Below are 24232 nucleotides of genomic sequence, written 5' to 3'. Positions count from 1 at the left end.
AACGCTGGTAGCAAAGGAAGACGTCATGAAGATCAATCGCCGTAACCTCGTTCTCGGCAGTGCGGCCAGCGCCGCGCTTCTGCCGTTCGCCACGGCGCGGGCCGAGACCAAGGAAGTCGTGATCGGTGTGATCTATCCGTTGTCCGGATCGAGTGCCCAGATCGGTGTCGACGCCCAGAAGGCGTTCCAGACCGCGGCCGACATCATCAACAACAAGTATGATTTCGACCTGCCGTTGGCGCGCGGCGAGGGCCTGCCGGGCCTCGGCGGCGCCAAGGTGCGGCTGGTGTTCGCCGACCACCAAGCCGATCCCCAGAAGGGCCGCGCCGAAGCCGAGCGACTGATCACCCAGGAGAAGGTCTGCGCCATCGTCGGCACCTATCAGAGCTCGGTGGCAGTGACGGTCAGCCAAATCTGCGAGCGCTACCAGATCCCGTTCCTGTCGGCCGACAACTCCTCCCCGAGCCTGCATCGCCGCGGCCTCAAGTTCTATTTTCGCGCGGCACCGCACGACGAGATGTTCTCCAAGGCGATGTTCGATTTCTTCGATGCCGAGAAGAAGAAGGGCCAGAAGATCGAGACGCTGGCGCTGTTCCACGAGGACACCATCTTCGGCACCGACTCCTCCAACGCCCAGCTCGCCCTCGCCAAGGAGCGCGGCTACAAGGTGGTCGCCGACATCAAGTATCGCGCCAACTCGCCGTCGCTCACCGCCGAAGTGCAGCAGCTCAAGGCCGCCGACGCCGACGTGCTGATGCCGTCGAGCTACACCACCGACGGCATCCTGCTGATCCGGACCATGGGCGAGCTCGGCTACAAGGCCAAGAACATCGTCGCCCAGGACGCCGGCTTCTCCGAAAAGGCGCTGTACGACGCGGTCGGTGACAAGATCCCGGGCGTGATCTCGCGCGGCTCGTTCTCGCTCGACCTCGCCAAGAAGCGGCCGATGGTCGGCAAGATCAACGACATGTACAAGGAGAAGTCCGGCAAGGATTTCAACGACTACTCGTCGCGGCAGTTCATGGGGCTGATCGTGATGGCCGATGCGATCAACCGCGCCAAGTCGACCGACGGCGAGAAGATCCGCGAAGCGCTGGTCGCCACCGACATGCCGGGCGATCAAACCATCATGCCGTGGAAGCGCGTCAAGTTCGACGAGAACGGCCAGAACCAGGATGCCGACCCGGTGCTGCTGCAATATGTCGACGGCAAGTTCGTCACTATCTTCCCCGAACAGGCCGCGGTCGCTGCGGCGATTTGGCCGATGCCGTAAGCGCTCGATTGAACGCCATGACCTCGGGCACAGCGCCGTCCCCGCGTAGGCGGGGACCCATACTCCCGGCAGTCATGGCTGAATGACGATGTCCCGCCGCCTGCGCGCCAAAGCGCGGGCCGGTGGTTATGGGTCCCCGCCTGCGCGGGGACGACAAACCGAGAGGCATTGCCGTTGACCACCGCCACCATCATCCAGTCCCTCGCCAGCGGTCTGCTGATGGGACTTCTTTACGGGCTGGTCGCGGTCGGCCTGGCTCTGATCTTCGGCCTGATGGACGTCACCAACTTCGCCCACGGCGAATTCCTGATGTTGGCGATGTACATCACCTTCTTTCTGTTCGCGTTCTTCGCGATCGATCCGATCCTCGCCGCTCCCCTCGTAGGAGCGGCGATGTTCATATTCGGCGCCGCGATCTACCTCTTGGTCGTCAGATTTGCGATGCGGGCGAAAGCCAATATCGGCATGGTGCAGATCTTCACCACCTTCGGCCTTGCCATCCTGATGCGAGGCCTGGCGCAGTACTTCTTCACCCCCGATTATCGCAGCATCAACGTCTCCTGGCTCGGCGGCAAGACGATCGAGATCGGCGGGGTGTTTCTGCCGGTGCCGCAACTGGTCGGCGCGCTGGTGTCGATCGCGGCGTTCGGGGCGCTGTACTTCTTCATGAAGAAGACCGACTTCGGCCGTGCGCTGGAGGCGACCCGCGAGGACGCGGGTGCGGTCGCGCTGGTCGGCATCGACAAGAACAAGGTGTTCGCGCTCGGCTGGGGGCTCGGCTCTGCGCTGATCGGGCTCGCCGGCGCCGTGATGGCGATCTTTTTCTACATCTATCCCGACGTCGGCGCGTCATTCGCGCTGATCGCCTACGTCACGGTGGCGCTCGGCGGCTTCGGCAGCGTGTTCGGCGCCTTCGCCGGCGGCATCATCGTCGGCCTGGTCGAGGCGACCACCGCGATGATCCTGCCGCCGTCGCTGAAATCGATCGGCATCTATGCCGTCTATCTCCTGGTTGTGTTCATTCGGCCGCGCGGCCTGTTCGGATCGATCTGATGGACCAGGCTCATCTCAATCGCCGCCGCCGCGACCTGATCGTCGCCGCACTGCTCGCGACCCTCGCTGCCTGCGCTCCGCTGTTCGTCAAGGACGTCTACGTCCAGAACATCATGGTGCTGACCCTGATGTACGCGGCGCTGTCGCAGGCCTGGAACATCCTCGGCGGCTATTGCGGCCAGATTTCGCTCGGCCACGCGCTGTATTTCGGGCTCGGCGCCTACACCACCGCGCTCTTGTTCACCAAGCTCGGCGTGCTGCCGTGGTTCGGCATGATCGGCGGCGGCCTGATCTCTGCGGTGATCGCGTTGGCGCTCGGCTATCCGACGTTCCGGCTGCGCGGGCACTACTTCGTGATCGCCACCATCGTGATCGCCGAGATCGGTTTCCTGCTGTTCCACAACTGGGACTGGGCCGGCGCCGCACTCGGCATCGACATCATGGTGCGCGGCGACAGCTGGGCCAAGTTCCAGTTCGCCCGCAGCAAGCTGCCTTACTACTATTTCGCGCTCGTATTCTGCTGCCTCGCCTGGCTGATCACTTGGTGGCTGGAAGACTCCAAATGGGGCTACTGGTGGCGCGCCGTGAAGGACAATCCGGAGGCGGCCGAAAGCCTCGGCGTGGTGGTGTTCAACTCCAAGATGGGCGCCGCGGCGGTGTCGGCGTTTCTCACCGCGGTCGGCGGCAGCTTCTATGCGATGTTCGTGTCCTACATCGATCCTGAGAGCGTGATGACGTTCCAGTTCTCGCTGCTGATGGCGTTGCCGGCCGTGCTCGGCGGCATCGGCACGCTGTGGGGGCCGGTGCTCGGCGCCGCGATCCTGATCCCGCTCACCGAACTGACGCGGTCGTTCGTCGGCGGTTCGGGGCGCGGTGTCGACTTGATCCTGTACGGCAGCGTGATCGTGCTGATCTCCCTGGCGCGGCCCGAAGGTCTGCTCGGCCTGTTCTCGCGCAAGCCGACCTCGAAGGGAGCGCCGCAATGACGACGCCTCTGCTCGAGACCCGTGGGGTCTGGCAGCGCTTCGGCGGCCTAGTCGCCAATTCCGACGTGTCGATCTCGGTTCAGCGCGGCGAGATCGTCGGCCTGATCGGCCCGAACGGTGCCGGCAAGTCGACGCTGTTCAATCTGATCGCCGGCGTGCTGCCGCCGACCCAAGGCTCGATCATCTTCGACGGCGAGGACGTCACCAAGCTGCCGGCGACCGCGCGCTGCGCCCGCGGCATCGGCCGCACCTTTCAAGTCGTCAAGAGCTTCGAGTCGATGACGGTGATCGACAACGTCATCGTCGGGGCGCTGATCCGGACTACGGTGATGCGCGAGGCGCGGCGCAAGGCGCACGATGTGCTCGCGTTCTGCGGCCTCGACGCGCGCGCCGACGTGCTGGCGAGCCAGTTGATCCCCTCGGAGAAGCGCCGGCTCGAAGTGGCACGGGCGCTCGCCACCGAGCCGAAGCTGTTGCTGCTCGACGAGGTGCTCACCGGCCTGACGCCGACCGAGGCGGAGAAGGGCGTCGAGCTGGTGCGCCGGGTCCGCGATGCCGGCGTCACCGTGCTGATGGTGGAGCACGTCATGGAAATCGTGATGCCGCTGGTGGATCGCGCCATCGTGCTCGACCTCGGCAAGGTGCTCACCGAAGGCAAGCCGGCCGACGTGGTGCGCGATCCGAAAGTCATTACTGCTTATCTCGGGGATCGCCATGCTGTCGGTGCGTGAGGTCACCACCGCCTATAAGGGGCTGGTCGCGATTTCAGAGGTCTCGATCGAGGTCGAGAAGGGCGAAATCGTCTGCGTCGCCGGCGCCAACGGCGCAGGCAAGTCGACGCTGCTGAAGTCGATCGCCGGCGCCGAGCGGATCCGCTCCGGCCAGGTGCTGTTCGACGGCGAGCGGCTCGACGGTGTGCCGCAGCATCTGATCACCAAGCGCGGCGTCGCCTATGTGCCGGAGAACCGCCGGCTGTTTCCGCGGCTGTCGGTGCACGACAATCTAAGGCTCGGCAGCTATCTGTATCGCGGCAAGCCCGATCGCGAGCAGCCGCTGGAATTCGTATTCAGCCTGTTCCCGCGGCTGCAGGAGCGGCTGGAGCAGCGCGCCGAGACACTCTCCGGCGGAGAGCAACAGATGCTGGCGATCGGCCGCGCGCTGATGACCCGGCCGCGGCTGTTGATGCTCGACGAGCCGTCGCAGGGCATCATGCCGAAGCTGGTCAGCGAGATCTTCCAGTCGGTCAAGAAAATCCGCGACGCCGGCATGACGGTGCTGATCGTCGAGCAGCGCATGGCCGAATGCCTCGAAATCGCCGACCGCGCCTACATCCTGCAGACCGGCCGCGTCCTGATGCAGGGCGGAGCCGCTGAGCTGATGGACAACCCGGACGTCAGGAAAGCGTATCTGGGGTTGTGAAAGCTGGTTTTCACAGCTCATGTGGAGTGGTACACTGTTCCCATGAGCGTCGAGGACATCGAGAAGGCAGTCGAGCAGCTTCCGGCCGACCAACTCGCGCGGTTTCGCGCTTGGTTCGCGGCTTTTGATGCTGCGCGTTTCGACGAGCGGATCGCGCGAGACGCTGCTGGAGGACGGTTGGACGACTTGGCGGCGGACGCCATTGCCGAACATCGGGGCGGCGGCTCGCGAGAGCTGTGAGGCATTTTGCCAGCTCCAGATTTTGGACGGCCTATCGGGCGTTGCCCCAGCCGATCCGCGCTCTCGCCGACAAGAACTTTGCGCTGTTGAAGGCCGATGCCAGTCATCCATCGCTGCATTTCAAGAAAGTCGGCAATCTGTATTCGGTGAGGGTTGGCCTTGGTTACCGGGCGCTTGCTGTGCCGGTGGACGAGGGGCTGTTGTGGTTCTGGATTGGCAGCCACGCCGACTATGATGCGATGCTCCGATGATGACAGCGCTGCATCAAGTTCGAATCCGCTAAAGTCACGTGTCTCCCGAGGATGTCATCCGATGCCGCGCTTCGCCGCCAATCTCAGCCTGATGTTCACCGAGCACGCCTTTCTGGATCGCTTCGATGCAGCGCGGGCGGCGGGGTTCGATGCGGTCGAGTTTCTGTTTCCCTATGCGGTCGAGCCGACCGCGATCGCCGAGCGGCTGCAGCGCAATCACCTGACGCAGGCGCTGTTCAACCTGCCGCCGGGCGATTGGGCGGCGGGCGAAAAGGGATTTGCGGCCCGGCCCGACAAGTTCGACGAACTGCAGCGCAGCCTGCACACGGCGCTGCCCTATGCGCTCGCGACCGGGGTCAAGCGGCTGCATCTGCTGGCCGGCAATGCCGACCGCAGCGACGGTGCAGCCGCGCTGGCGTTTCGGCGGTCGCTGGCGGTCGCGGCGCACTTCTTTGCGCCGCACGGAATCGATGTGCTGATCGAACCTCTCAACCATCGGGATGCGCCGGGCTATTTCCTCGACGATGTCGACTATGCCGCCGGCCTGGTCCGCGAACTCGCCATCCCGAATCTGAAGCTGCAGTTCGACTGCTACCATTGCCAGATCCTGCACGGCGACGTCACCATGCGGCTGCGGGCGCTGCTGCCGATCGTCAGCCACATCCAGATCGCCAGCGTGCCGTCCCGGCACGAGCCGGACGGCGAGGAGCTGAACTATCCCTTCCTGTTTGCCGAGCTCGACCGGCTCGGTTACGGCGGCTTCGTCGGCGCTGAATATCGGCCGCGTGGCGGCACCGTCGACGGGCTCGGCTGGTTCGCGCCGTATCGAGCGCTCGGAGCCTGACGCCTGCCTTTCATTTGAGCCGCTAGTCAAGCAGCGCATGCCATGCCGGTCGGCTCACCGAAGCTTCCCGATCGGAATTGAGGAGGTCGACCGGCCCGCTGCAGGCCTCTTCCTGTTAGCTCGGACTGACGACGATGATGACCCGAAGTAGTTACAAGCAAAAACTTCCCCTGCGTGGTTCCAATCTTAAGGCGGGAGTTAGGATTGTCGTACTACTTCAGCAATGGCGGCAGAGGTCGCCGCGCGGAGTCAGCCGTTGGGGCAGGGCGGCGCGCTTTCCAGAATCATCAGGGAACGTCGATGTTCGATCGCCTTTCGATCCGCGCCAAAATCACCACTGTCCTGGCTTCGCTTCTCATCGTGATGACGGGCCTCGGTGGTGTAGCCATTCTGAAAATGCAATCCATCAATGCGAATACCGAGGAGATGGCGTCCAATTGGTTGCCGAGCGTCAGGGCACTGGGTGAGCTGCGGGCAACGGGCATCACCTACCGCACCGTTGTTCGTCAGCATCTGCTGTCGTTCTCGGCCGACGACAAGCAGGCCGTGGACAAGACCATCGATACCGTGAAGGGCAGACTCGCCGACGCCCGCAGCAATTACGAGCGCCTCATCACCTCGCCCGAAGAGCGGGCGATCTACCAGGAATGGTCGAAGCTGTGGGACGAGTACGTCCGCGGCACCGATCAGGTGCTGGCGCGCTCCCGTCAGGACATTGGGCGGGTGTCCGAACAGACTCGTGACTTCAACGCCAAGGTGGTGAACCCGGTCGGCGTAAAGGCCGATGAGGTGCTTCAGCGCGATATCGACTTCAACAACAAGGGCGGCGCGCAAGCTAGCAAGGCGGCTTCCGACAGCTTCCACTCCGCTCTCTTCATGATGATCGGCATCCTGTCGGTCGCGACGCTGGCTGCGATCGGCCTCGGCCTCTTTCTCATCCGCGACGTCTCCCGCGGCATCAATTCCATCATCGAGCCGATGCAGGCGCTCGGCCGCGGCGACCTGACGGCGACCGTCCCGCATCAGGGCGAGAAGACCGAAATCGGCGCCATGGCTGACGTCCTGCAGGTGTTCAAGCAGGCGCTAATCGACAAGAGGGCTGCCGATGCGGCCACGGCCGAGGAGGCCGAGGCCAAGATCGCCCGTGGCGAACGGGTGGACGCCATCACCCGCAAGTTCGAGAAGATGATTGGCGAAATCGTTCACACGGTGTCGTCGGCCTCGACCGAACTCGAGGCCTCGGCCGGCTCGCTGTCCTCGACCGCCGAGCGCTCGCGGGAATTCACTTCCCGTGTGGCGTCGGCCTCCGAGGAAGCATCCAACAACGTTCAATCGGTCGCCTCGGCCACCGAGGAAATGGCGTCCTCCGTCAACGAGATTAGTCGTCAGGTCCAGGACTCCGCCCGGATCGCCAACGAGGCCGTGGAGCAGGCGCGCAAGACCAACAGTCGGGTCGGCGAACTCGCCCAGGCGGCTGCGCGGATCGGCGACGTCGTGGATCTGATCAACACCATCGCTGGCCAGACCAACCTGCTGGCTCTCAACGCTACGATCGAGGCGGCGCGGGCCGGCGAAGCCGGCCGCGGCTTCGCCGTCGTGGCGGCCGAGGTCAAGGCCTTGGCCGAACAGACCGCGAAGGCGACCGGCGAAATCAGCCAGCAGATCAACGGCATTCAAGCCGCCACCCAGGACTCGGTCGGCGCCATCAAGGAGATCGGCGACATCATCGGGCGCATGTCCGAGATCGCCTCAACCATCGCCTCGGCGGTCGAAGAGCAGGGCGCGGCGACACAGGAGATCGCCCGCAATGTTCAGGAGGCGGCCCGCGGAACTCAGCAGGTCTCCTCCAATATCGTCGACGTCCAACGTGGCACCGGGGAAGCCAGCGCAGCCTCTTCGCAGGTCCTGTCCGCGGCTCAGTCGCTCTCCACCGAAAGCAGCCGGCTGAAGCTCGAGGTCGGCAGCTTCCTGGAGTCGGTCCGCGCCGCCTGATGCCTGCCCTGCGAGCGTTGCGATCAATCTGTCGTGACGCTCGCCGGAATGCCGATCAAAACCCTTTCGATCTTGCTCTGCCGCAGGGTGATTGTGCGCCGCGACGCTTGGCTAATTGCCTGCGCTTCGGTAAATCACCACAACGGCCCTCCGTGGAGCGGCCGTTCCCAAGGCACACGATCGGGGACGACCTGACGAATGATCGCGCTGGTCCGCATCGCACTGAGCCGGCCGTACACATTCGTGGTGCTGGCTCTGCTGCTGCTGATCGTCGGCCCGCTCGCAGCGCTCCGGACCCCCACCGACATCTTTCCTGAAATCCGTATCCCGGTGATCGGCGTCGTCTGGCAGTATACCGGCCTGCCGCCGGATCAGATGGCCGGGCGCATCACCACGCCGTTCCAGCGCGCGCTCACCACCACGGTGAACGACATCGAGCACATCGTCGCGAACTCCTATGGCGGGTTCGGCATCGTCAAGATCTTCTTTCAGCCCAACGTCGACATCCGCACCGCGAATGCGCAGGTCACCGCGATCTCGCAGACCATGATCAAGCAGATGCCGCCGGGCGCGACGCCGCCGTTGATCCTGAACTACTCGGCATCCACGGTGCCGATCCTGCAGCTCGCGCTGTCGGGCGACGGTCTGACCGAGCAGAACCTCGCCGACCTCGCCATCAATCAGCTTCGCACCCCGCTGATCACCGTCCCCGGTGCGGCGATCCCGTGGCCGTTCGGCGGCAAGCAACGCCAGATCCAGATCGACCTCGATCCGAGCGCATTGCAGGCGCGCGGGCTGTCCGGTCAGGATGTCGCCAATGCGCTGGCCGCGCAGAACCTGATCACGCCGGTCGGCACCCAGAAGATCGGCGAGTTCGAATACGTCATCCAGCTCAACAACTCGCCGCTGAAGATCGAGGAACTCGGCAATCTGCCGATCAAGGCGGTGAATGGCGCGATGGTCTACATCCGCGACGTCGCCTCCGTGCGCGACGGCAATCCGCCGCAGACCAACATCGTGCACGTCGACGGCAACCGCTCGGTGCTGATGATGGTGCTGAAGGCCGGCGCGGTGTCGACGCTCGACATCATCGCGGGCATCAAACAGAAGGTGCAGGACGTCAAGGACGCGATGCCGGCGGCGCTGAAGGTCGCGTTCGTCGGCGACCAGTCGGTGTTCGTGCGTGGCGCGATTACTGGTGTCGCCGTCGAGGGCGTGATCGCCGCGCTGCTCACCAGCGTGATGATCCTGCTGTTTCTCGGAAGCTGGCGCTCCACCGTCATCATCGCGGTGTCGATCCCGCTGTCGGTGCTCGGCGCCATCATCTGCCTGTCGGCGATCGGCGAGACGCTGAACATCATGACGCTCGGCGGCCTTGCGCTCGCGGTCGGCATCCTGGTCGACGACGCCACGGTGACGATCGAGAACATCAATTGGCATCTGGAGCAGGGCAAGGCGGTCGAGCCCGCGATCCTCGACGGCGCCAACCAGATCGTGACGCCGGCCTTCGTCTCGCTGCTGTGCATCTGCATCGTGTTCGTGCCGATGTTCTTCCTGCAGGGAGTCGCGCGCTATCTGTTCGTGCCGATGGCCGAAGCGGTGATGTTCGCGATGGCGTGGTCGTTCCTGCTGTCGCGCACGTTGGTTCCGACGATGGCCAAGTATCTGCTGAAGCCGCATGTCCAGCACGACAGCCTGGCGGGGCGGAAGCCGTCGCGCAATCCGCTGGTGCGCTTCCAGCAGGCATTCGAAGGCGTGTTCGCTCGGTTCCGCCACGGCTATGGTGATCTGCTGACGCTGGCGATGGGGCATCGCCGGGTGTTCGTCGCCGGCTTCCTCGGCGTCGTCGCGCTGTCTTTCGCGCTGGTGCCGTATCTGGGGCGCAACTTCTTTCCCTCGGTCGATTCCGGCCAGATCTTGATGCATGTCCGCACCCAGGTCGGCACCCGGATCGAGGAGACCGCCAATCAGCTCGCCGAGGTGCAGAAGGCGATCCGCAAGATCATTCCGCCGGACCAGATCGAAACCCTGACCGACAACGTCGGCATGCCGATTTCCGGCATCAATCTGACCTATAACAACACCGGGGTGATCGGCACCCAGGATGCCGACATTCAGATCAAGCTGAAGGGCGAGCACAAGCCGACCGCGGAGTATGTGAAGATCATGCGCGAGCAGCTGCCGCGGCAGTTCCCGGGCATGACCTTCGCGTTCCTGCCCGCCGACATCGTCAGCCAGATCCTGAATTTCGGCGCGCCGGCGCCGATCGACCTGCAGATCCGCGGCGCCAATTTGGCGGCGAATTTCGACTACGCCGGCAAGCTGCTGGCCAGGATCAAGCGCATTCCCGGCGTCGCCGATGCCCGCATTCAGCAGTCGCCCAATAATCCGACCTTCAAGATCGATGTCGATCGCACCCGCGCCCAATATGTCGGCCTGACCGAGCGCGACGTCACCAACAGCCTCGTCGTCAATCTCGCCGGCTCGTCGCAGGTGGCGCCGACCTACTACCTCAACCCGGACAACGGCGTGTCGTATTCGATCGTGATGCAGACGCCGCAATATCACGTCGACTCGCTCAGCAAGCTCGAGACCATTCCGATCTCGGCCTCGGGAGCGGCTGCCGCAGGCGCGCCGATTCTCGGCGGTCTCGCCGAGATCAAGCGCGCGGCCGGCAATGCCGTGGTGTCGCAATACGACATCCAGACGATGGTGCAGATCTTCGCCACCACGCAGCGACGCGACCTCGGCGCGGTGGCGGCCGACATCCGCAAGGTGATCGACGAGACCAAGGCCGAAGTGCCGAAGGGCTCGTCGGTCGTCCTGCTCGGCCAGGTCGAGACCATGAATAGCGCTTTCGCCGGGCTGCTGTTCGGCCTGCTCGGCGCGATCGTGCTGATCTATCTGCTAATCGTGGTGAACTTCCAATCTTGGGCCGACCCGTTCGTGATCATCACCGCGCTGCCGGCCGCGCTCGCCGGCATCGTCTGGATGCTGTTCGCCACCGGCACCACGCTGTCGGTGCCGGCGCTCACCGGCGCGATCATGTGCATGGGCGTCGCCACCGCCAACAGCGTGCTGGTGATCTCGTTCGCGCGCGAGCGCTATGCGGTGCTCGGCGATCCGGTGCAAGCGGCGCTGGAGTCCGGCTTCGTCCGGTTCAGGCCGGTGCTGATGACGGCGCTGGCGATGATCATCGGCATGGCGCCGATGGCGCTGGGGCTCGGCGAGGGCGGCGAGCAGAACGCGCCGCTCGGCCGCGCCGTGATCGGCGGACTGCTGTTCGCGACCTTCGCGACGCTGATGTTCGTGCCGGTGGTGTTCAGCATGGTTCACAAGAAACAGCGGGCGTCCGATGCCGCGCCTGCTCTGGAGACGTCGCATGCCCACTGATCAACCGCCTCGCCGATCCCGTCGCGGCCTCGGCATCGCGGGCTTCGTGATCGCCTGCGGCGCGGTCGCGATCGTGGTCACCGGAATCAACGCCCGCGAGAAGAGCAGCGCCGAGCTGCGGGCCTGGACCGACGAGCAGGCGCTTTCCAGCGTGGCGGTAACGCGGCCGGACGGCAAAGTGCCGACCACGACGCTCGATCTGCCGGGGCGGCTGGAAGCCTATTCGCGCGCGCCGATCTACGCCCGTGTCTCCGGCTACGTGAAGAGCTGGCGCGCCGACATCGGCGCCAAGGTCAAGGCCGGCGAGGTGATCGCCGAGATCGAGGCGCCGGATCTCGATCAGCAACTGTTGCAGGCGCGCGCCGATCTCACCAGCCAGCAGGCGAGCGCGAAGCTGTCGGAAGCGACGCTGAACCGCCGAAAGACGCTGGTGGCGTCGAACTTCGTCTCGGCCCAGGAGATCGACGAACGCACCGCCGATCTCGCCGCCAAGCGCGCTGCGGTGAACTCCGGCCAGGCCAATGTCGAACGGCTGGAAGCGCTGGCCGGCTACAAGAAGATCACCGCGCCGTTCGACGGCGTCGTGACCGAGCGCAACACCGACGTTGGCGCGCTGATCAGCGCCGGCTCGAGCGCGGGGCCGGCGATGTTCGTGGTGTCGGACATCGCCAAGCTGCGCGTGTACGTCAACGTGCCGCAGAACTATGCGCCGTTGGTGCGGATCGGCGGCGAGGCCGTGATCGCGCTGCCGGAATATCCCGGCCGAACCTTCCCGGCGACGGTGGAAGCCTCGTCGCAGGCGGTCGATGTCGCGTCCGGTACGATGCGGATTCAGCTCGGGCTCGACAATGCCAAGGGCGAACTGATGCCGGGCGGCTTCGCCAATGTGAAGCTCGCGCTGGCCCGAGATCAGGCGCCGCTGCATATTCCCGCGTCGGCGCTGATCTTCAACCGCAGCGGGCTGCGCGTCGCGACCGTCGGCCCGGATGACCGCGTGCAGCTCAAGCCCGTCACCATCGCCCGCGACCTCGGCCGCGAGATCGAACTGTCCACCGGTCTCTCCGCCGACGATCGCATCATCGTCGCGCCGCCGGACGGCATCGCCAACGGCGAGAAGGTCCGCGTCGTCGCCGACGACGCCGCCAAGGCCGGCAAGCCGACGGCCTCGGAGAAGCAGGACGTGAAGGGGTAGGAGACTGCGTTCGATCCCCTACCTTTGAGATCGGTCAAGACCTCTCTCCGTCATTGCGAGGAGCGTAGCGACGAAGCAATCCAGCTCCGTGCACGGCGTCCCTGGATTGCTTCGCTTCGCTCGCAATGACGTGGATGGGGTGTAGCTCGGTCGCTCTGAAGTTCCTAACTAACCGGCGTGCCGCCACTCTAGGACGCCGTCGGCCGCGGTCGAGATCGGTCCCCGCGTGCCGACTGGGCTGCGATCCATGTCGCTCAGGAACGCCAGTGTCGCCTGGTCCTGCGCCGTCACACGTGCCAGCGCGCGGGCATTGTCGGCAGTGCGCAGCATCACTACGCCGTGCTGCACTTGGCCGCGGCCGTCGTAGATCACCGTGAAGGTCTCGACCGTGCCGTCGCCGCTCGCTTCGGTGACGAAGCGCGGCACGACGCCATACGCCGCGTCCGCTTTGGCCTGGACGCTGACGTCTTCGCTCAGCGCCTGCTGCTGCGGCGTGCGTGAAACGACGAGGCCATGGTGCTTGGTGACGAAGCCGCCCTGGCCGTACAAAAGGCCGAGCTTGGCGCCGTCCCGCAGGCGGCGGACCATCGCGCAGGCGGCGTGCGTCATGTAGGTGTTGAGCGGCGCGCCGAAGAAAGTGAGGCCGCCGGTCACCGTCGGCTCGACGTCGTCGCCGAGACCGAGCGTCCGCCGCGCCATCTTCGGCACCACCGGGAAGCAGGAGTACAGCTCGATCGCGTCGAAGCTCCGGCCGTCGCCGCCGACCATCGCCTTGATGGTTTCCAGCACGGCGTTCTGCGCGTGGCTCTGCACGAACTGATCGCGGGCGAGGTAATCGCGCGGCTCTTCGGCGGAGGCGCCGCCATGGATGTAGATCAGCTTGCTCTCGGGAATTCCGGCCTCGCGCGCCTTCGCCAGCGAAGTGAGCAGCACCGCGGCGCCGAAATTGACGCTCGGATTGGCGACCATCAGCTTGGTGTAGGGCCAGGCGATCAGCCGATTGTCGGGCGACGGCGTGGTGATCTCGTTTGGCGCGAAGGCACGCTTGATCCAGGCATTCTGATTGCGCGCGGCCTCGGCCGCGTAGCGTGACCACAGCACGCCGGATTCGCCGAGCGCCTGACGCGGAGTCTGGCCCCAATGCGCCGCGGTTGCGGCCTCGTACAGCGGATACACCGTGATCGGCCGCGCGACCCCGAGCGTCGAGGCGATCGGCTGCTGAAACGCCGCGCCGCGCTTCGGCTCGGGCGCATCGTGGGCGAACGGCGTCCACGGCAGATCGAGCTTGGCGCGCGCCGCCTTGGTCGCGGTCGACTGCGCCTCAGCGCCGCAGACCACGGCGACCTGTGCTTCGCCGCGGGCGATCCGCAGTGCGGCTTCGTGGATGAAGCGGATCGGGCTCTCGCCACCGACCGGCCCGTAGAAGCAGTGCCGCGGTGCGACGCCGAGCCGGCTCGCCAGTTGGTCGGCTGGCGCGTGATAGCGCCAGCTCAGGAAATTGACGACGTCGAGCGAGTCGATCTGCGGCAGCAGGCTCGCGGCGCTGTCGTCGCCGGCGCGTTGCACGGCGGCTTCGAGCAGCGCCAGCGGCTCCAGCCCTTGCGCGATGTCCTTGGGGTGGTCGGCGATTTCTCCGACACCGGCGATGACGGGAATGCGTTCGGGCGGGAGCGTGGTCGGCATTTGTTGCTTCTTGTTGTTTGGCAGGTTGGTGGAAGCGTCGTCAGAACGCGGTGTAGCCACCGTCGATCACGAAGGTGTCGGCCGTGTGATACGACGACGCCTTGCTCATCAGATACACCGCGATGCCGCCGAAGTCTTCCGGCTCGCCGAACCGGCGCACCGGAATGCGCGGCATGACGTTGGCGACGAACTTGTCGTTGCCCATGATGCCGGCGGTCATGTCGCTCTTGATCCAGCCCGGCAGGATCGCGTTGGCGGTGATGCCGTAGCGCGCTAGCTCGACCGCGAGCGCGCGCACCAGCGCGTTGATCGCCGCCTTGGTGGCCGCGTAGTGCTCGTTGCGCGCGGTGCCGAAGATCGAAGCGAGGCTCGAGGTCGCGACCAGCCGGCCGAACGGATCACCGTCGGCGGCGCGCTCGGTCATGTGCCGCGCCGCGGCCTGGAACGCGTGGAACACGCCGTCGAGATTCGTGGCGAACATCTCGCGCCACTGCTCTTCGGTGCGGTCGATGAAGGCCTGCCGGCCGCCGCCGCCGATGCCCGCATTGGCGAAGCAGCCGTCGACCCGGCCGAACGCCTGCAGCGTGGCGTCCATCGCTGCCTTGACCGAGGCCGGATCGGTGACGTCGCAGATCTGGGCGTCGACCTTGCCGGGGGCTTTCGCCATGGTCGCGACAGCGGCATGGTTCTTCACCGCGTTGCGTCCCCAGATCGAGACGTTGCAGCCCGCCGCGGCCAGCGCCTGGGCCATGCCGAGGCCGATACCACCATTGCCCCCAGTGACCACTGCAACGCGGCCGCTCAGATCGAAAATGCTCATCCAGCGTTTCCATTTTTGTGTGTCGCGCGCTACACCCTGCCTACCGTGCGCGCGCTGTGATCGATGCAGGACCATGGACAAGCGCGTCGCAAAAATCAAATATGCTTTCACGTCGCAAAACCCTTCCACAGCGCGGAATAACCGCGAACCGATAGCGCGAGGAAACTATGCAGTTCAAACACGTCACGCTCGATTTCGACGGTGCCGTCGCGATCCTGAAGCTCGATCATCAGGAGGTGATGAACGCGGTGTCGATCGACATGCTGGGCGGCCTCGGCGAAGCGCTCGATGCGATCGAGGAGAAGCGCGCCGAGGTGCGCTGCCTGGTGATCACCGGTGCCGGTCGCGCGTTCTGCACCGGTGCCAATCTGCAGGGGCGCAACTCCGGCAACAACATGAGTCAGAGCGGCAAGGGCGCGGGCGCCGCGCTCGAAACCGCTTTCCACCCGTTCCTGCGTCGGCTGCGCCGGCTGCATTGCCCGATCGTCACCTCGGTCAACGGTCCGGCGGCGGGCGCCGGCATGAGCTTCGCGCTGATGGGCGATATGATCCTGTGCGCTAAGTCGTCGTACTTCCTGCAGGCGTTCCGCCGCATCGGCCTGGTGCCGGATTGCGGCTCGACCTGGCTGCTGCCGCGCCTGGTCGGCAAGGCGCGGTCGGTCGAATTGTCGTTGCTCGGCGAGAAGCTGCCGGCCGACAAGGCGCTGGAGTGGGGCCTGGTCAATCGCGTGTACGAGGACGCCGAGCTGTGGACCGAAACCATGAAGCTGGCGCACGACCTCGCCAACGGCCCGACCATCGCGCTGTCGCTGATCCGCAAGTTGTACTGGGATTCGCCCGAGAATTCGTTCGAAGAGCAGCTCAACCTCGAATTCGAATGCCAGCGCGTCGCCGGCTCGACCGACGACTTCAAGGAAGGCGTCGGAGCGTTCCTTGAGAAGCGTCCCGCGCAGTTCAAGGGCAAATAACCGCGGATGGCTCAAGCCGCTTTCGTGGACGCGCTCGCGCGCAGCGTTCGACGCTGGTGCGCGGGCGCGACGGGAATTCGCGCCGCCGCGCAGCTCTCGGGCGGCGCGAGCCAGGAGACCTGGTCGTTCGTGATCGAGCGGCCGGAGGGCGACATCGCCGCGATCCTGCGCCGCTCGCCGCCGGGCTACGGTAGCGTGTCGGGTCGCGCCGCGGGACTCGATGTCGAAGCCGAACTGATGCGGCTCGCCTACGAGGCCGGCGTGCCGTCGCCGCAGGTGCTGCACGTTCTCACCGAGGCCGACGCGCTCGGTGCCGGCTTTGTGATGCGGCGCGTCGATGGCGAAACCATCCCGCGCAAGATCCTCCGCGACGATGAATTCGCAGACGCGCGACCGAAGCTAGCGCGACAGATCGGCACGATCCTCGCCGGCCTGCACGGCATCGACAGCGCCGCGCTGCCGAGCTTGCGCACCATCAGTTCAACCGAGGAGATCGGTCTGCTGCGCGACGATTATCGCAGCATGGGCTGGCCGCGCCCGGTGTTCGAGCTGGCGTTGCGCTGGCTCGCGGACCACGATCCCGGCGCGTCGCAAGCGATCACATTGGTGCACGGCGATTTCCGCCACGGCAATCTGATCATCGGCCCGGACGGCGTTCGCGCCGTGCTGGATTGGGAGCTGGCGCATCGCGGCGATCCGATGGAAGACCTCGGCTGGATCTGCGTCAACTCCTGGCGATTCGGCGAGATCGACAAACCGGTCGGCGGGCTCGGCTCACGCGAGGAGATGTTCCAAGGTTACGAAGCCGCGGGCGGCACCGTGGATCCGGACCGGGTCAAGTTCTGGGAAGTGATGGGCACGCTGCGCTGGGGCATCATGTGCTGCGGCATGATGCAGCGCTTCCGTCAGGGGCCGGATCATTCGATGGAGCGCGCGATGATCGGCCGCCGCTCGTCGGAGACCGAGATCGATCTGCTGCGCCTGCTGGCGCCGCGCAGCTAATCATTCAACGAGGCAGCAATGCAGGACGAACCGAGGCCCGACGAACTGATCAAGGCGGTGGCGGATTTTCTGCGCGATCAGATCGCGCCGCAGATCTCCGGCCACGCCGCCTTCAAGCTGCGCGTCGGCATCAACGCGCTCGACCTGGTGACGCGGCAGTTGACGCAGGCCGGCGAGAGCGACGCTGCGGAGCATGCCAGCCTGAAGGCGCTGCTCGGCCGCGACGGCTCGTTGGTCGATCTCAACGCTGAACTCGCCGATCGCATCGCCTCCGGTGCGGTCGATCTGTCGACGCCCGGCGTGAAGGATCATCTGTGGCGCACCACGCTGGCCAAGCTCGCGGTCGACCAGCCGAACTACGCGAGCTATCGCCGGGAGATGCAGGGAAGCAAATCCAAAGAGGCTGCGTCATCCTGAGGCGCCGTCGCGAAGCGACGGCCTCGAAGGATGAGCCGCAAGCATTCGTCGCCGCATCCTTCGAGGCTCGCTACGCTCGCGCCCCGGAATGACGAACGAGAGGTGGTCCTTCGTCATTGCGAGCGGAGCGAAGCAATCCAGTCCCTTTGCACTGAGCTTCTGGATTGCTTCGTCGCTGCGCTCCTCGCAATGACGTGGAGATATTTGCGACCGAACTACTTCCCCTGCCAGTTCGGCGCGCGCTTCTCCGAGAACGCTTTCGGGCCCTCGATGTAGTCCTGCGACGCCACCATCGCTTTCACCGCCGGGTAGTCGCGCTGCTCGGCGATGGCTTGCGGCAGCGACACTTCCAGCCCGCGCGACAGCGTCTGCTTCGAGGCGCGGATCGACATCGGGGAAACGGTGCAGATGGTTTCGGCCCAGCGCTCCGCCGCGGCGAGCGCTTCGCCTTGCGGCACGACCTCGTTGACGAAGCCGAGCTCGTAGCCTTCCTGCGCCTTGACGTGGCGGGCGGTGAGGATCATCCCCATCGCGCGTTTCAAGCCGATCTGGCGGGGCAGACGATGCAGGCCGCCGGCCAGCGCCGCGAGGCCGACGCGCGGCTCCGGCAGCGCAAACACCGCGTTTTCCGACGCGATGATCAGATCGCAGGCGAGCGCGATCTCGAAGCCGCCGCCCATCGCCACGCCGTTGACCGCGGCGATGATCGGCTTGTCGCAATCGAACCGCGACGTCAGTCCGCCGAAGCCCGTCTCGCCCCAGCCGCGCTTGCCGCCGCTGGCCTGCCACTTCAGATCGTTGCCGGCGCAGAACGCCTTGTCGCCGGCACCGGTGACGATCGCCACCCACTGCTCGGGATCCGCCGCGAAGTCGTTGAACACGCCTTCGAGTTCGTAATGCGCGTCGGTGTGCAGTGCGTTGTACACCTCCGGCCGCGACAGCGTCACGATGGTGATCGGGCCCTTGCGGGTCACGGTGGAGAATTGCAGCGCCATCGACGTTTCCTTTTTTCGTTGAGCAGAATTGATGCGGCTGAAGCGCGCTTGACTTGTCGCGCGCGGCGCATGTTAATCGCTCGCTTAACACAATCAACAACAACACGAAGACCGTGGGAGCACGCCTTGGATTTTTCTCTGCCGCCGGATCTGGTCGCCTATCTGGCCGAACTCGATCGCTTCATCGACGCCAAGATCAAGCCGCTGGAACAGGCGGATGATAACATCCGCTTCTTCGATCATCGCCGCGAATGGGCGCGCACCGATTTCGAGAACGGCGGTCTGCCGCGCCACGAATGGGAAGAGCTGCTGCGCAAGGCGAAGAACCTCGCCGACGACGCCGGGCATTTGCGCTTCGCGATCCCGAAGCGCTACGGCGGTCAGGACGGCAGCAATCTCTGGATGGCGGTGATCCGCGAGCACTTCGCCTCGCAGGGCCTCGGCCTGCACAACGATCTGCAGAACGAGCACTCGATCGTCGGCAATTTTCCGATCGTGAAGATGCTCGATCTGTACGGCCGCGACGATCAGAAGGCGATGATCGACGGCTCGATCAAGGGCAAGTATCGCATCACATTTGGTTTGACGGAGCCCGATCACGGCTCCGACGCGACGCACATGGAAACGCGGGCGGAGCCGGCGACGCGCGACGGCAAGAAAGGCTGGGTGATCAACGGCGAGAAGATGTGGACGACGGGGATGCACGTCGCCACGCATTGCGCGCTGTTCGCCCGCACTTCGGGCAATGACGGCGACGCGCGCGGCATCACCTGCTTCCTGGTGCCGGCCGATGCGCCGGGCGTGAAGGTCGAGGAATATCTCTGGACCTTCAACATGCCGACCGACCATCCGCGGGTGTCGTTCAAGGACGTGTTCGTCACCGAGGAGGCGCTGTTCGGCGAGGTCGGCCGCGGCCTATCGCTGGCGCAATGCTTCGTGCACGAGAACCGCATCCGCCAGGCGGCGAGTTCGCTCGGCGCGGCGGTGTACTGCATCAATGAAAGCGTCAAATACGCGCGCGAGCGAAAGCCGTTCGGCGAGGAATTGGCGCGCAACCAGGCGATCCAGTTTCCGCTGGTCGAGCTGGCGACGCAAGCCGAGATGCTGCGGCTTCTGATCCGCAAGACTGCGTGGGAGATGGATCAGATGACCCAGGCGCAGGTCGAGCACACGCTGTCCGACAAGGTGTCGATGTGTAACTACTGGGCGAACCGGCTGTGCGGCCAGGCGGCCGATCGCGCGATTCAAGTCCACGGCGGCATCGGCTATTCGCGCCACAAGCAGTTCGAACACATCTACCGCCACCACCGCCGCTATCGCATCACCGAAGGCAGCGAAGAAATCCAGATTCGTAAGGTCGCGGGATTCCTGTTCGGCTATATGGGGGCGAACAAGCGGTGAACTATCAGTAGGGTGAGCAAAGGCGCGCAGCGCCGTGCCACGCGCGGCGTTACGTAAGTCGGGCGTGGGCACGCTTCGCTTTGCCCACCCTACGGCGCTACACGCAGAACCTCTCCGTCGTCATTCCGGGGCGCGCGAAGCGCGAACCCGGAATCCATATTCCCTGGCTTTGCCGTGTGAGTAAGTGTTTGCCACGCGGTGGCTTAACGCGACCACTGTGGTTATGGATTCCGGTTCGCGAGCTACGCTCGCGGCTCGGAATGACGGTGCTGGTTTAGCGTGCTGACGCGCGATGGATGCGCGGGTCGAGCCCGCGCACGACGTTTGTCAGGTTGATAGGCAATTGCCCCGCTTACAAACGTCATCCCCCGCGCATGCGGTGGATCCAGTATGCGAGGGCGCTCGCGGCAAATGCATCGCAGAGCGACGAGTGCTCTGCGATACTGGGTCGCCCGGACGAGCCGGGCGATGACGACGGTGGATGTGGGTAGCTGAACGCTGCGCTCAGTTCACCTGCCGATCCTTGCCGCTCCAATACGGATCGCGGAGCTGGCGGCGGAGGATTTTGCCGGAGGCGTTGCGCGGCAGGGCCGGGATGAAGTCGATCGACTTCGGGGTCTTGTAGCCGGCGATGCGGGTGCGGGTGAAGCCGATGATGTCCTGCGCGGTGGCTTCCTTGCCGGGCTTCATCACCACCACGGCTTTCACCGCTTCGCCCCACTGATCGTCCGGCACGCCGACCACGGCGACTTCGGCGACGTCGGGGTGATCGCAGATCGCGCTCTCGACCTCGGCCGGGTAGATGTTCTCGCCGCCCGAGATGATCATGTCCTTGATGCGGTCGTGGATGTAGACGTAGCCGTCCTCGTCCATGTAGCCGGCATCGCCGGTGCGCAGCCAGTTGTCACCATCGATCGTCTTCTTGGTGGCGTCGGGCAGATTCCAATAGCCAACCATGTTGGAGCCGGAGCGGGTGGCGATCTCGCCGACCTGCCGCGGCGGCAGCGGCTTGCCGTCGGGATCGAGGATCGCGATCTCGACGCCGGGCAGCGCCTTGCCGGCCGAGCGCATCCGCTCCAGTCCCTCGACGTGATCCTCCGGCGGCAGCGCCACGATGGTGCCGGTTGTCTCGGTCATGCCGTACATCTGCACGAAGCCGCATTTGAACACCTCGATGCATTCCTTCAGCAGCGCCGCCGGAATCGGGGAGGCGCCGTACAGCATGTATTTCAGCCGTGAGAAATCGACCTCGCGGGCGCGCGGCTGCCGCACCACGAACTGCATCGCGGCGGGCACCATGAACAGCTTGGTGATGCCGGACTGCTCGAAGAAATCGAGCACCTTGGTCGGATCGAATTCACGAGCGATCACGCCCTTGGCGCCGTGATAGATCCCCATCATGCCCCAGCCGGAGCCGCCGATGTGAAACACCGGCATCGCCACCAGCGAGACGTCGTCGGGCGACCATCGGTTCCACTCCGGCTTGTTGTCCTGGCCGGCGCGGACCAGCGACAGGAAGTTGGCGTGGCTGAGCATCGCGCCCTTCGGCTTGCCGGTGGTGCCGGAGGTGTAGAGCTGGATCGCGATATCGGACGGCGCGATCGCAACCTGCGGGTCGTCGCCAGGCTGCGCGTCGCGCCATTTGGTGAAGTCCTGCCACTCCGGCGCGCCGCCCTCGGTGGTGATGATGTGGCGCACGCTCGGGATCAGCTCCTTGAGGCCGCGCACCTGATCGACGAATTCCGGACCGACGAACAGGATCGCGGCCTTGCAGTCCTCGACGATGTAGGCGATCTCCGGCCCGGCCAGCCGCCAGTTCACGGGTGCCATCACCGCCTTGGCCTTGATCGCGCCACTCCACAGCTCGAAATAGATGTCGCTGTTCTTGCCCAAATAGGCGATCCGCTCGTTCGGCTGCACGCCGGAGGCCTGCAGCGCGCGGGCGACCTGATTGGTGTGGCGATCAAAATCAGCGAAGCTGCTGATGCGGCCTTCGAACTCGTAGGCAATTTCGTCGCCGCGGGTCTTGGCCTGCGCACGGATCACGTCGGCCAACGTAGCTGGCTCGGCTGCCTCGGACATTGTCACTCCCTGGGATGTTGTTAGTTCTTTGCTTGTCGTTTTGCACGAAGTCTGCCGCGCTTCGCAGGCAAATACAAGCGGGAGGGAGTGTCGCGCGCGAGAAGCAAATCCCGCGGCGAGAGTAGAGCGGGGCGGCGTTGCAGGGCACAATGGCTGACAACGTGGTCATCGCCCGGCTGGTCCGGGCGACCCAGTATTGCAGAGCGTTCGTGGTCAGCCGCAGACGATCCGTATGACTGGATCCCCGCATCCGCGGGGGATGACGGTGGTGAGCATGGGTTGGCGTAGCAACCCGCACCGTCGAGCCCGGCCATGACGAACCGGCGGGAGTTTACCCCCGCTGCGCGCGGTCCTTCTCGTTCTGGGCTTTGATAGAGGCCTTGGCGTTTTCCCAGTCGTCGTTGCTCCAGTCGCGGAGCTGGTAGAAGTTGCCGCCCATGGCGAGGCCCTGCGCGCCGTCCATCGCGATGGTCTCGCCGCTGATCCAGTCGCAGCCGCCGGAGATCAGGAAGGTGGCGAGGTTCTGCAGCTCTTCCATGGTGCCGACGCGGCCCATCGGATTCATCTTGATGGTGCGAGCGCCGGCTTCGTCGCCGGGCTTGATCCGCTTGCTCATGCCTTCGGTCGGAATTTCGCCCGGCGCAATGGTGTTCAGGCGAATGCCGTATTTGCCCCATTCGGTGGCCAGCGACATCGTCATGGCGTGGATCGCCGACTTGCTCATCGCCGACGGCACCACATAGGGGCTGCCGTTGCGCACCCAGGTGGTGGTGATCGACACCACGTTGCCGCGATGGCCGCCGGCGATCCAGCGCTTGCCGACTGCGTGGGTGACGTAGAACGTGCCGTGCATCACGATGTTGGCAACGGCGTCGAAGCCGCGCGGGGAAAGATCCTCGCTCCGCGAGATGAAATTTCCCGCCGCGTTGTTGATCAGGTCGGTGAGCGGCCCGCTCTCGAAGATGGTCTCGACCATGTGGTCGACCGCCGCGGCGTCGCGGATGTCGACGCCGTAGGTCATCACCTTGCCGCCGTACTGATCCATCAGCTCGGTCGCGGTCTCGTCGCAGACGCCCTTGCGGCGACCGCAGATGTGGACTTCGGCGCCGAGCTGCAGGAAGCGCGCGGCCATCGCCTTGCCGAGGCCGGTGCCGCCGCCGGTGATGAGGATTCGACGGCCTGCGAGAAGCTGATCTGTGAACATGAAGAAACCGCCCGGAAAAGTTGAAGGTGGTCGTTAATTAGGCGATTGACTAAATCCCGACAACGCTTTTCTGTAGCCGCCCAATGCAAAACAACAGAGGAACTGCCCGATGAACGATCGCGTTTCGGTGACGATCACCGACGGCGTCGCCGATGTCCGGCTGGTACGCGCGGACAAGATGAATGCGCTTGATGCTGCGATGTTCGAGGCATTGGTGAGCACCACCGAGCGGCTCGCGCGGGAGAAGGGCGTGCGCGCCGTGGTGCTGTCCGGCGAGGGCAAGGCATTCTGCGCCGGCCTCGACATGGGACGTTTCGCCGCGATGAAGGAGAGCGGCGGCAACGGAATTCCGGGAGGCGAACTTCGTGACCTGACCAAGCGCACCCACGGCCAGGCCAATGCGGCGCAGCAGGCGGTGTGGGGGTGGCGGATGCTGCCGGTGCCGGTGATTGCTGCGGTGCACGGCGTCGCGTTCGGTGGCGGCTGTCAGCTCGCGCTCGGCGCCGACATCCGGCTGATGGCGCCGGACGCCAGAATGTCGATAATGGAAATCAAATGGGGTCTGGTGCCGGACATGGCGGGCACGCCGATCCTGTCGACGCTGCTGCGCGACGACGTGCTGCGCGAGCTGACCTATACCGGCCGCATCGTCGGCGCGCAGGAAGCGGTGAGCCTCGGCCTCGCCACCAAAGTGGTCGATGATCCGTACCAGGCTGCGCTGGAGATGGCGCGCGAGATCGCCGGCAAGAATCCGGACGCGATCCGTGCCGCCAAGCGGATGATGAACAGCCTCTCGGTCGATCCCGGCCCGGCACTGCTCGCCGAAAGCGTCGAACAGCAGAAGCTGATCGGCTCGCCGAACCAGACCGAAGCAGTGCGCGCTAACCTGGAGAAGCGCGCGCCCAACTTCACCGACGCATAGCGCTACGCGCCAAATACATGACGATTTGGGGGGACGCCGCGCGCATCGCGCGGCGTCTTCACGTATAAGCCCTGCATCATCTCGCCACGGCGTGC

Annotated in this window: 21 protein-coding genes; 16 read left to right on the top strand and 5 right to left on the bottom strand. The window is 65.1% G+C overall.

Annotated features, from left to right (window positions below; translation table 11 throughout):
• Positions 1 to 25: 25 nt before the first annotated feature.
• The 11 genes from DNX69_RS02935 (at position 26) to DNX69_RS02885 (ending at position 12643) form a co-directional block, all read left to right on the top strand.
• Entirely contained in the window at positions 26 to 1273 is a 1248-nt protein-coding gene (locus tag DNX69_RS02935; protein ID WP_110784517.1) for an ABC transporter substrate-binding protein, read from the top strand.
• Between the two features lie 174 nt (positions 1274 to 1447).
• Positions 1448 to 2326 (top strand): branched-chain amino acid ABC transporter permease, encoded by an 879-nt coding sequence (locus tag DNX69_RS02930; protein ID WP_110784516.1) that lies wholly within the window; start codon positions 1448 to 1450, stop codon positions 2324 to 2326.
• Positions 2326 to 3312 carry a branched-chain amino acid ABC transporter permease gene (locus tag DNX69_RS02925; protein WP_110784515.1) on the top strand — a complete coding sequence of 329 codons (987 nt, stop codon included), beginning with the start codon at positions 2326 to 2328 and terminating at the stop codon, positions 3310 to 3312. The genes DNX69_RS02930 and DNX69_RS02925 overlap by 1 nt, the downstream gene beginning before the upstream one ends.
• Entirely contained in the window at positions 3309 to 4043 is a 735-nt protein-coding gene (locus DNX69_RS02920; RefSeq protein ID WP_110784514.1) for an ABC transporter ATP-binding protein, read from the top strand. The genes DNX69_RS02925 and DNX69_RS02920 overlap by 4 nt, the downstream gene beginning before the upstream one ends.
• Positions 4027 to 4731 (top strand): ABC transporter ATP-binding protein, encoded by a 705-nt coding sequence (locus DNX69_RS02915; RefSeq protein WP_110784513.1) that lies wholly within the window; start codon positions 4027 to 4029, stop codon positions 4729 to 4731. The genes DNX69_RS02920 and DNX69_RS02915 overlap by 17 nt, the downstream gene beginning before the upstream one ends.
• 42 nt (positions 4732 to 4773) lie before the next feature.
• Entirely contained in the window at positions 4774 to 4971 is a 198-nt protein-coding gene (locus tag DNX69_RS02910; protein ID WP_110784512.1) for a hypothetical protein, read from the top strand.
• Positions 4968 to 5222, top strand: coding sequence for a hypothetical protein (locus DNX69_RS02905; RefSeq protein ID WP_110784511.1), 255 nt, complete (start codon positions 4968 to 4970; stop codon positions 5220 to 5222). Before DNX69_RS02910 ends, DNX69_RS02905 begins: the two co-directional genes overlap by 4 nt.
• Before the next feature lie 61 nt (positions 5223 to 5283).
• The gene (gene otnI, locus DNX69_RS02900) at positions 5284 to 6066 is read left to right on the top strand and encodes a 2-oxo-tetronate isomerase (RefSeq protein WP_110784510.1); all 783 of its coding nucleotides are present in this window, start codon (positions 5284 to 5286) and stop codon (positions 6064 to 6066) included.
• Between the two features lie 300 nt (positions 6067 to 6366).
• On the top strand, positions 6367 to 8058 hold the full coding sequence (locus tag DNX69_RS02895) for a methyl-accepting chemotaxis protein (RefSeq protein WP_110784509.1): 1692 nt from the start codon (positions 6367 to 6369) through the stop codon (positions 8056 to 8058).
• A gap of 198 nt (positions 8059 to 8256) precedes the next feature.
• Positions 8257 to 11451, top strand: coding sequence for an efflux RND transporter permease subunit (locus DNX69_RS02890; RefSeq protein ID WP_110784508.1), 3195 nt, complete (start codon positions 8257 to 8259; stop codon positions 11449 to 11451).
• Positions 11441 to 12643 (top strand): efflux RND transporter periplasmic adaptor subunit, encoded by a 1203-nt coding sequence (locus tag DNX69_RS02885; RefSeq protein ID WP_110784824.1) that lies wholly within the window; start codon positions 11441 to 11443, stop codon positions 12641 to 12643. The genes DNX69_RS02890 and DNX69_RS02885 overlap by 11 nt, the downstream gene beginning before the upstream one ends.
• Positions 12644 to 12811: 168 nt before the next feature.
• Here DNX69_RS02885 and DNX69_RS02880 read toward each other — a convergent pair whose 3' ends face one another.
• Together DNX69_RS02880 and DNX69_RS02875 are read right to left on the bottom strand one after the other, a co-directional pair.
• A complete protein-coding gene (locus DNX69_RS02880; RefSeq protein WP_110784507.1) occupies positions 12812 to 14326 on the bottom strand; it encodes an acetyl-CoA acetyltransferase in 1515 nt (504 codons plus the stop codon).
• A gap of 40 nt (positions 14327 to 14366) precedes the next feature.
• Entirely contained in the window at positions 14367 to 15146 is a 780-nt protein-coding gene (locus tag DNX69_RS02875) for an SDR family NAD(P)-dependent oxidoreductase (RefSeq protein ID WP_110784506.1), read from the bottom strand.
• 167 nt (positions 15147 to 15313) lie between these two features.
• On the opposite strand from DNX69_RS02875, the gene DNX69_RS02870 reads away from it, so the two are divergent.
• From DNX69_RS02870 to DNX69_RS02860, 3 genes are read left to right on the top strand one after another with little or no spacing between them, the layout of a single operon-like run.
• On the top strand, positions 15314 to 16114 hold the full coding sequence (locus DNX69_RS02870) for an enoyl-CoA hydratase/isomerase (protein ID WP_110784505.1): 801 nt from the start codon (positions 15314 to 15316) through the stop codon (positions 16112 to 16114).
• 6 nt (positions 16115 to 16120) lie between these two features.
• A complete protein-coding gene (locus DNX69_RS02865; RefSeq protein WP_110784504.1) occupies positions 16121 to 17116 on the top strand; it encodes a phosphotransferase family protein in 996 nt (331 codons plus the stop codon).
• 18 nt (positions 17117 to 17134) lie between these two features.
• Positions 17135 to 17533, top strand: coding sequence for a DUF6285 domain-containing protein (locus tag DNX69_RS02860; protein WP_110784503.1), 399 nt, complete (start codon positions 17135 to 17137; stop codon positions 17531 to 17533).
• A gap of 215 nt (positions 17534 to 17748) precedes the next feature.
• Here DNX69_RS02860 and DNX69_RS02855 read toward each other — a convergent pair whose 3' ends face one another.
• Positions 17749 to 18528: an enoyl-CoA hydratase-related protein gene (locus DNX69_RS02855; RefSeq protein ID WP_110784502.1), complete on the bottom strand. Its 780-nt coding sequence runs from the start codon at positions 18526 to 18528 to the stop codon at positions 17749 to 17751.
• 126 nt (positions 18529 to 18654) lie between these two features.
• Between DNX69_RS02855 and DNX69_RS02850 the strand changes: the two genes are divergently transcribed.
• Positions 18655 to 19929 (top strand): acyl-CoA dehydrogenase family protein, encoded by a 1275-nt coding sequence (locus tag DNX69_RS02850; RefSeq protein WP_110784501.1) that lies wholly within the window; start codon positions 18655 to 18657, stop codon positions 19927 to 19929.
• Positions 19930 to 20433: 504 nt separating this feature from the next.
• On the opposite strand, the gene DNX69_RS02845 is transcribed toward DNX69_RS02850, so the two are convergent.
• Together DNX69_RS02845 and DNX69_RS02840 are read right to left on the bottom strand one after the other, a co-directional pair.
• Entirely contained in the window at positions 20434 to 22011 is a 1578-nt protein-coding gene (locus DNX69_RS02845; RefSeq protein ID WP_110784500.1) for a fatty acid--CoA ligase, read from the bottom strand.
• A 331-nt stretch (positions 22012 to 22342) separates the two neighbouring features.
• Positions 22343 to 23215, bottom strand: a complete 873-nt coding sequence (locus tag DNX69_RS02840) for an SDR family oxidoreductase (RefSeq protein ID WP_110784499.1) — start codon at positions 23213 to 23215, stop codon at positions 22343 to 22345.
• Between the two features lie 109 nt (positions 23216 to 23324).
• Here DNX69_RS02840 and DNX69_RS02835 point away from each other — a divergent pair, with 109 nt between their 5' ends.
• On the top strand, positions 23325 to 24137 hold the full coding sequence (locus DNX69_RS02835; RefSeq protein ID WP_110784498.1) for a crotonase/enoyl-CoA hydratase family protein: 813 nt from the start codon (positions 23325 to 23327) through the stop codon (positions 24135 to 24137).
• Positions 24138 to 24232 lie beyond the last annotated feature (95 nt).

The organism is Rhodopseudomonas palustris (genome assembly GCF_003226555.1).
GTDB lineage: Bacteria > Pseudomonadota > Alphaproteobacteria > Rhizobiales > Xanthobacteraceae > Rhodopseudomonas > Rhodopseudomonas palustris_I.
This window is presented reverse-complemented; position numbering and strand designations above follow the sequence as displayed.

What these genes read in the sequence shown, in the direction of transcription:
- DNX69_RS02865 (WP_110784504.1), top strand. Translation starts at nt 16,121, where the DNA reads ATGGCTCAAGCCGCTTTCGTGGACGCGCTCGCGCGCAGCGTTCGACGC.
- DNX69_RS02915 (WP_110784513.1), top strand. Translation starts at nt 4,027, where the DNA reads ATGCTGTCGGTGCGTGAGGTCACCACCGCCTATAAGGGGCTGGTCGCG.
- DNX69_RS02835 (WP_110784498.1), top strand. Translation starts at nt 23,325, where the DNA reads ATGAACGATCGCGTTTCGGTGACGATCACCGACGGCGTCGCCGATGTC.
- otnI (WP_110784510.1), top strand. Translation starts at nt 5,284, where the DNA reads ATGCCGCGCTTCGCCGCCAATCTCAGCCTGATGTTCACCGAGCACGCC.
- DNX69_RS02885 (WP_110784824.1), top strand. Translation starts at nt 11,441, where the DNA reads ATGCCCACTGATCAACCGCCTCGCCGATCCCGTCGCGGCCTCGGCATC.
- DNX69_RS02860 (WP_110784503.1), top strand. Translation starts at nt 17,135, where the DNA reads ATGCAGGACGAACCGAGGCCCGACGAACTGATCAAGGCGGTGGCGGAT.
- DNX69_RS02925 (WP_110784515.1), top strand. Translation starts at nt 2,326, where the DNA reads ATGGACCAGGCTCATCTCAATCGCCGCCGCCGCGACCTGATCGTCGCC.
- DNX69_RS02920 (WP_110784514.1), top strand. Translation starts at nt 3,309, where the DNA reads ATGACGACGCCTCTGCTCGAGACCCGTGGGGTCTGGCAGCGCTTCGGC.
- DNX69_RS02880 (WP_110784507.1), bottom strand. Translation starts at nt 14,326, where the DNA reads ATGCCGACCACGCTCCCGCCCGAACGCATTCCCGTCATCGCCGGTGTC.
- DNX69_RS02935 (WP_110784517.1), top strand. Translation starts at nt 26, where the DNA reads ATGAAGATCAATCGCCGTAACCTCGTTCTCGGCAGTGCGGCCAGCGCC.
- DNX69_RS02910 (WP_110784512.1), top strand. Translation starts at nt 4,774, where the DNA reads ATGAGCGTCGAGGACATCGAGAAGGCAGTCGAGCAGCTTCCGGCCGAC.
- DNX69_RS02845 (WP_110784500.1), bottom strand. Translation starts at nt 22,011, where the DNA reads ATGTCCGAGGCAGCCGAGCCAGCTACGTTGGCCGACGTGATCCGTGCG.
- DNX69_RS02875 (WP_110784506.1), bottom strand. Translation starts at nt 15,146, where the DNA reads ATGAGCATTTTCGATCTGAGCGGCCGCGTTGCAGTGGTCACTGGGGGC.
- DNX69_RS02890 (WP_110784508.1), top strand. Translation starts at nt 8,257, where the DNA reads ATGATCGCGCTGGTCCGCATCGCACTGAGCCGGCCGTACACATTCGTG.
- DNX69_RS02870 (WP_110784505.1), top strand. Translation starts at nt 15,314, where the DNA reads ATGCAGTTCAAACACGTCACGCTCGATTTCGACGGTGCCGTCGCGATC.
- DNX69_RS02855 (WP_110784502.1), bottom strand. Translation starts at nt 18,528, where the DNA reads ATGGCGCTGCAATTCTCCACCGTGACCCGCAAGGGCCCGATCACCATC.
- DNX69_RS02895 (WP_110784509.1), top strand. Translation starts at nt 6,367, where the DNA reads ATGTTCGATCGCCTTTCGATCCGCGCCAAAATCACCACTGTCCTGGCT.
- DNX69_RS02840 (WP_110784499.1), bottom strand. Translation starts at nt 23,215, where the DNA reads ATGTTCACAGATCAGCTTCTCGCAGGCCGTCGAATCCTCATCACCGGC.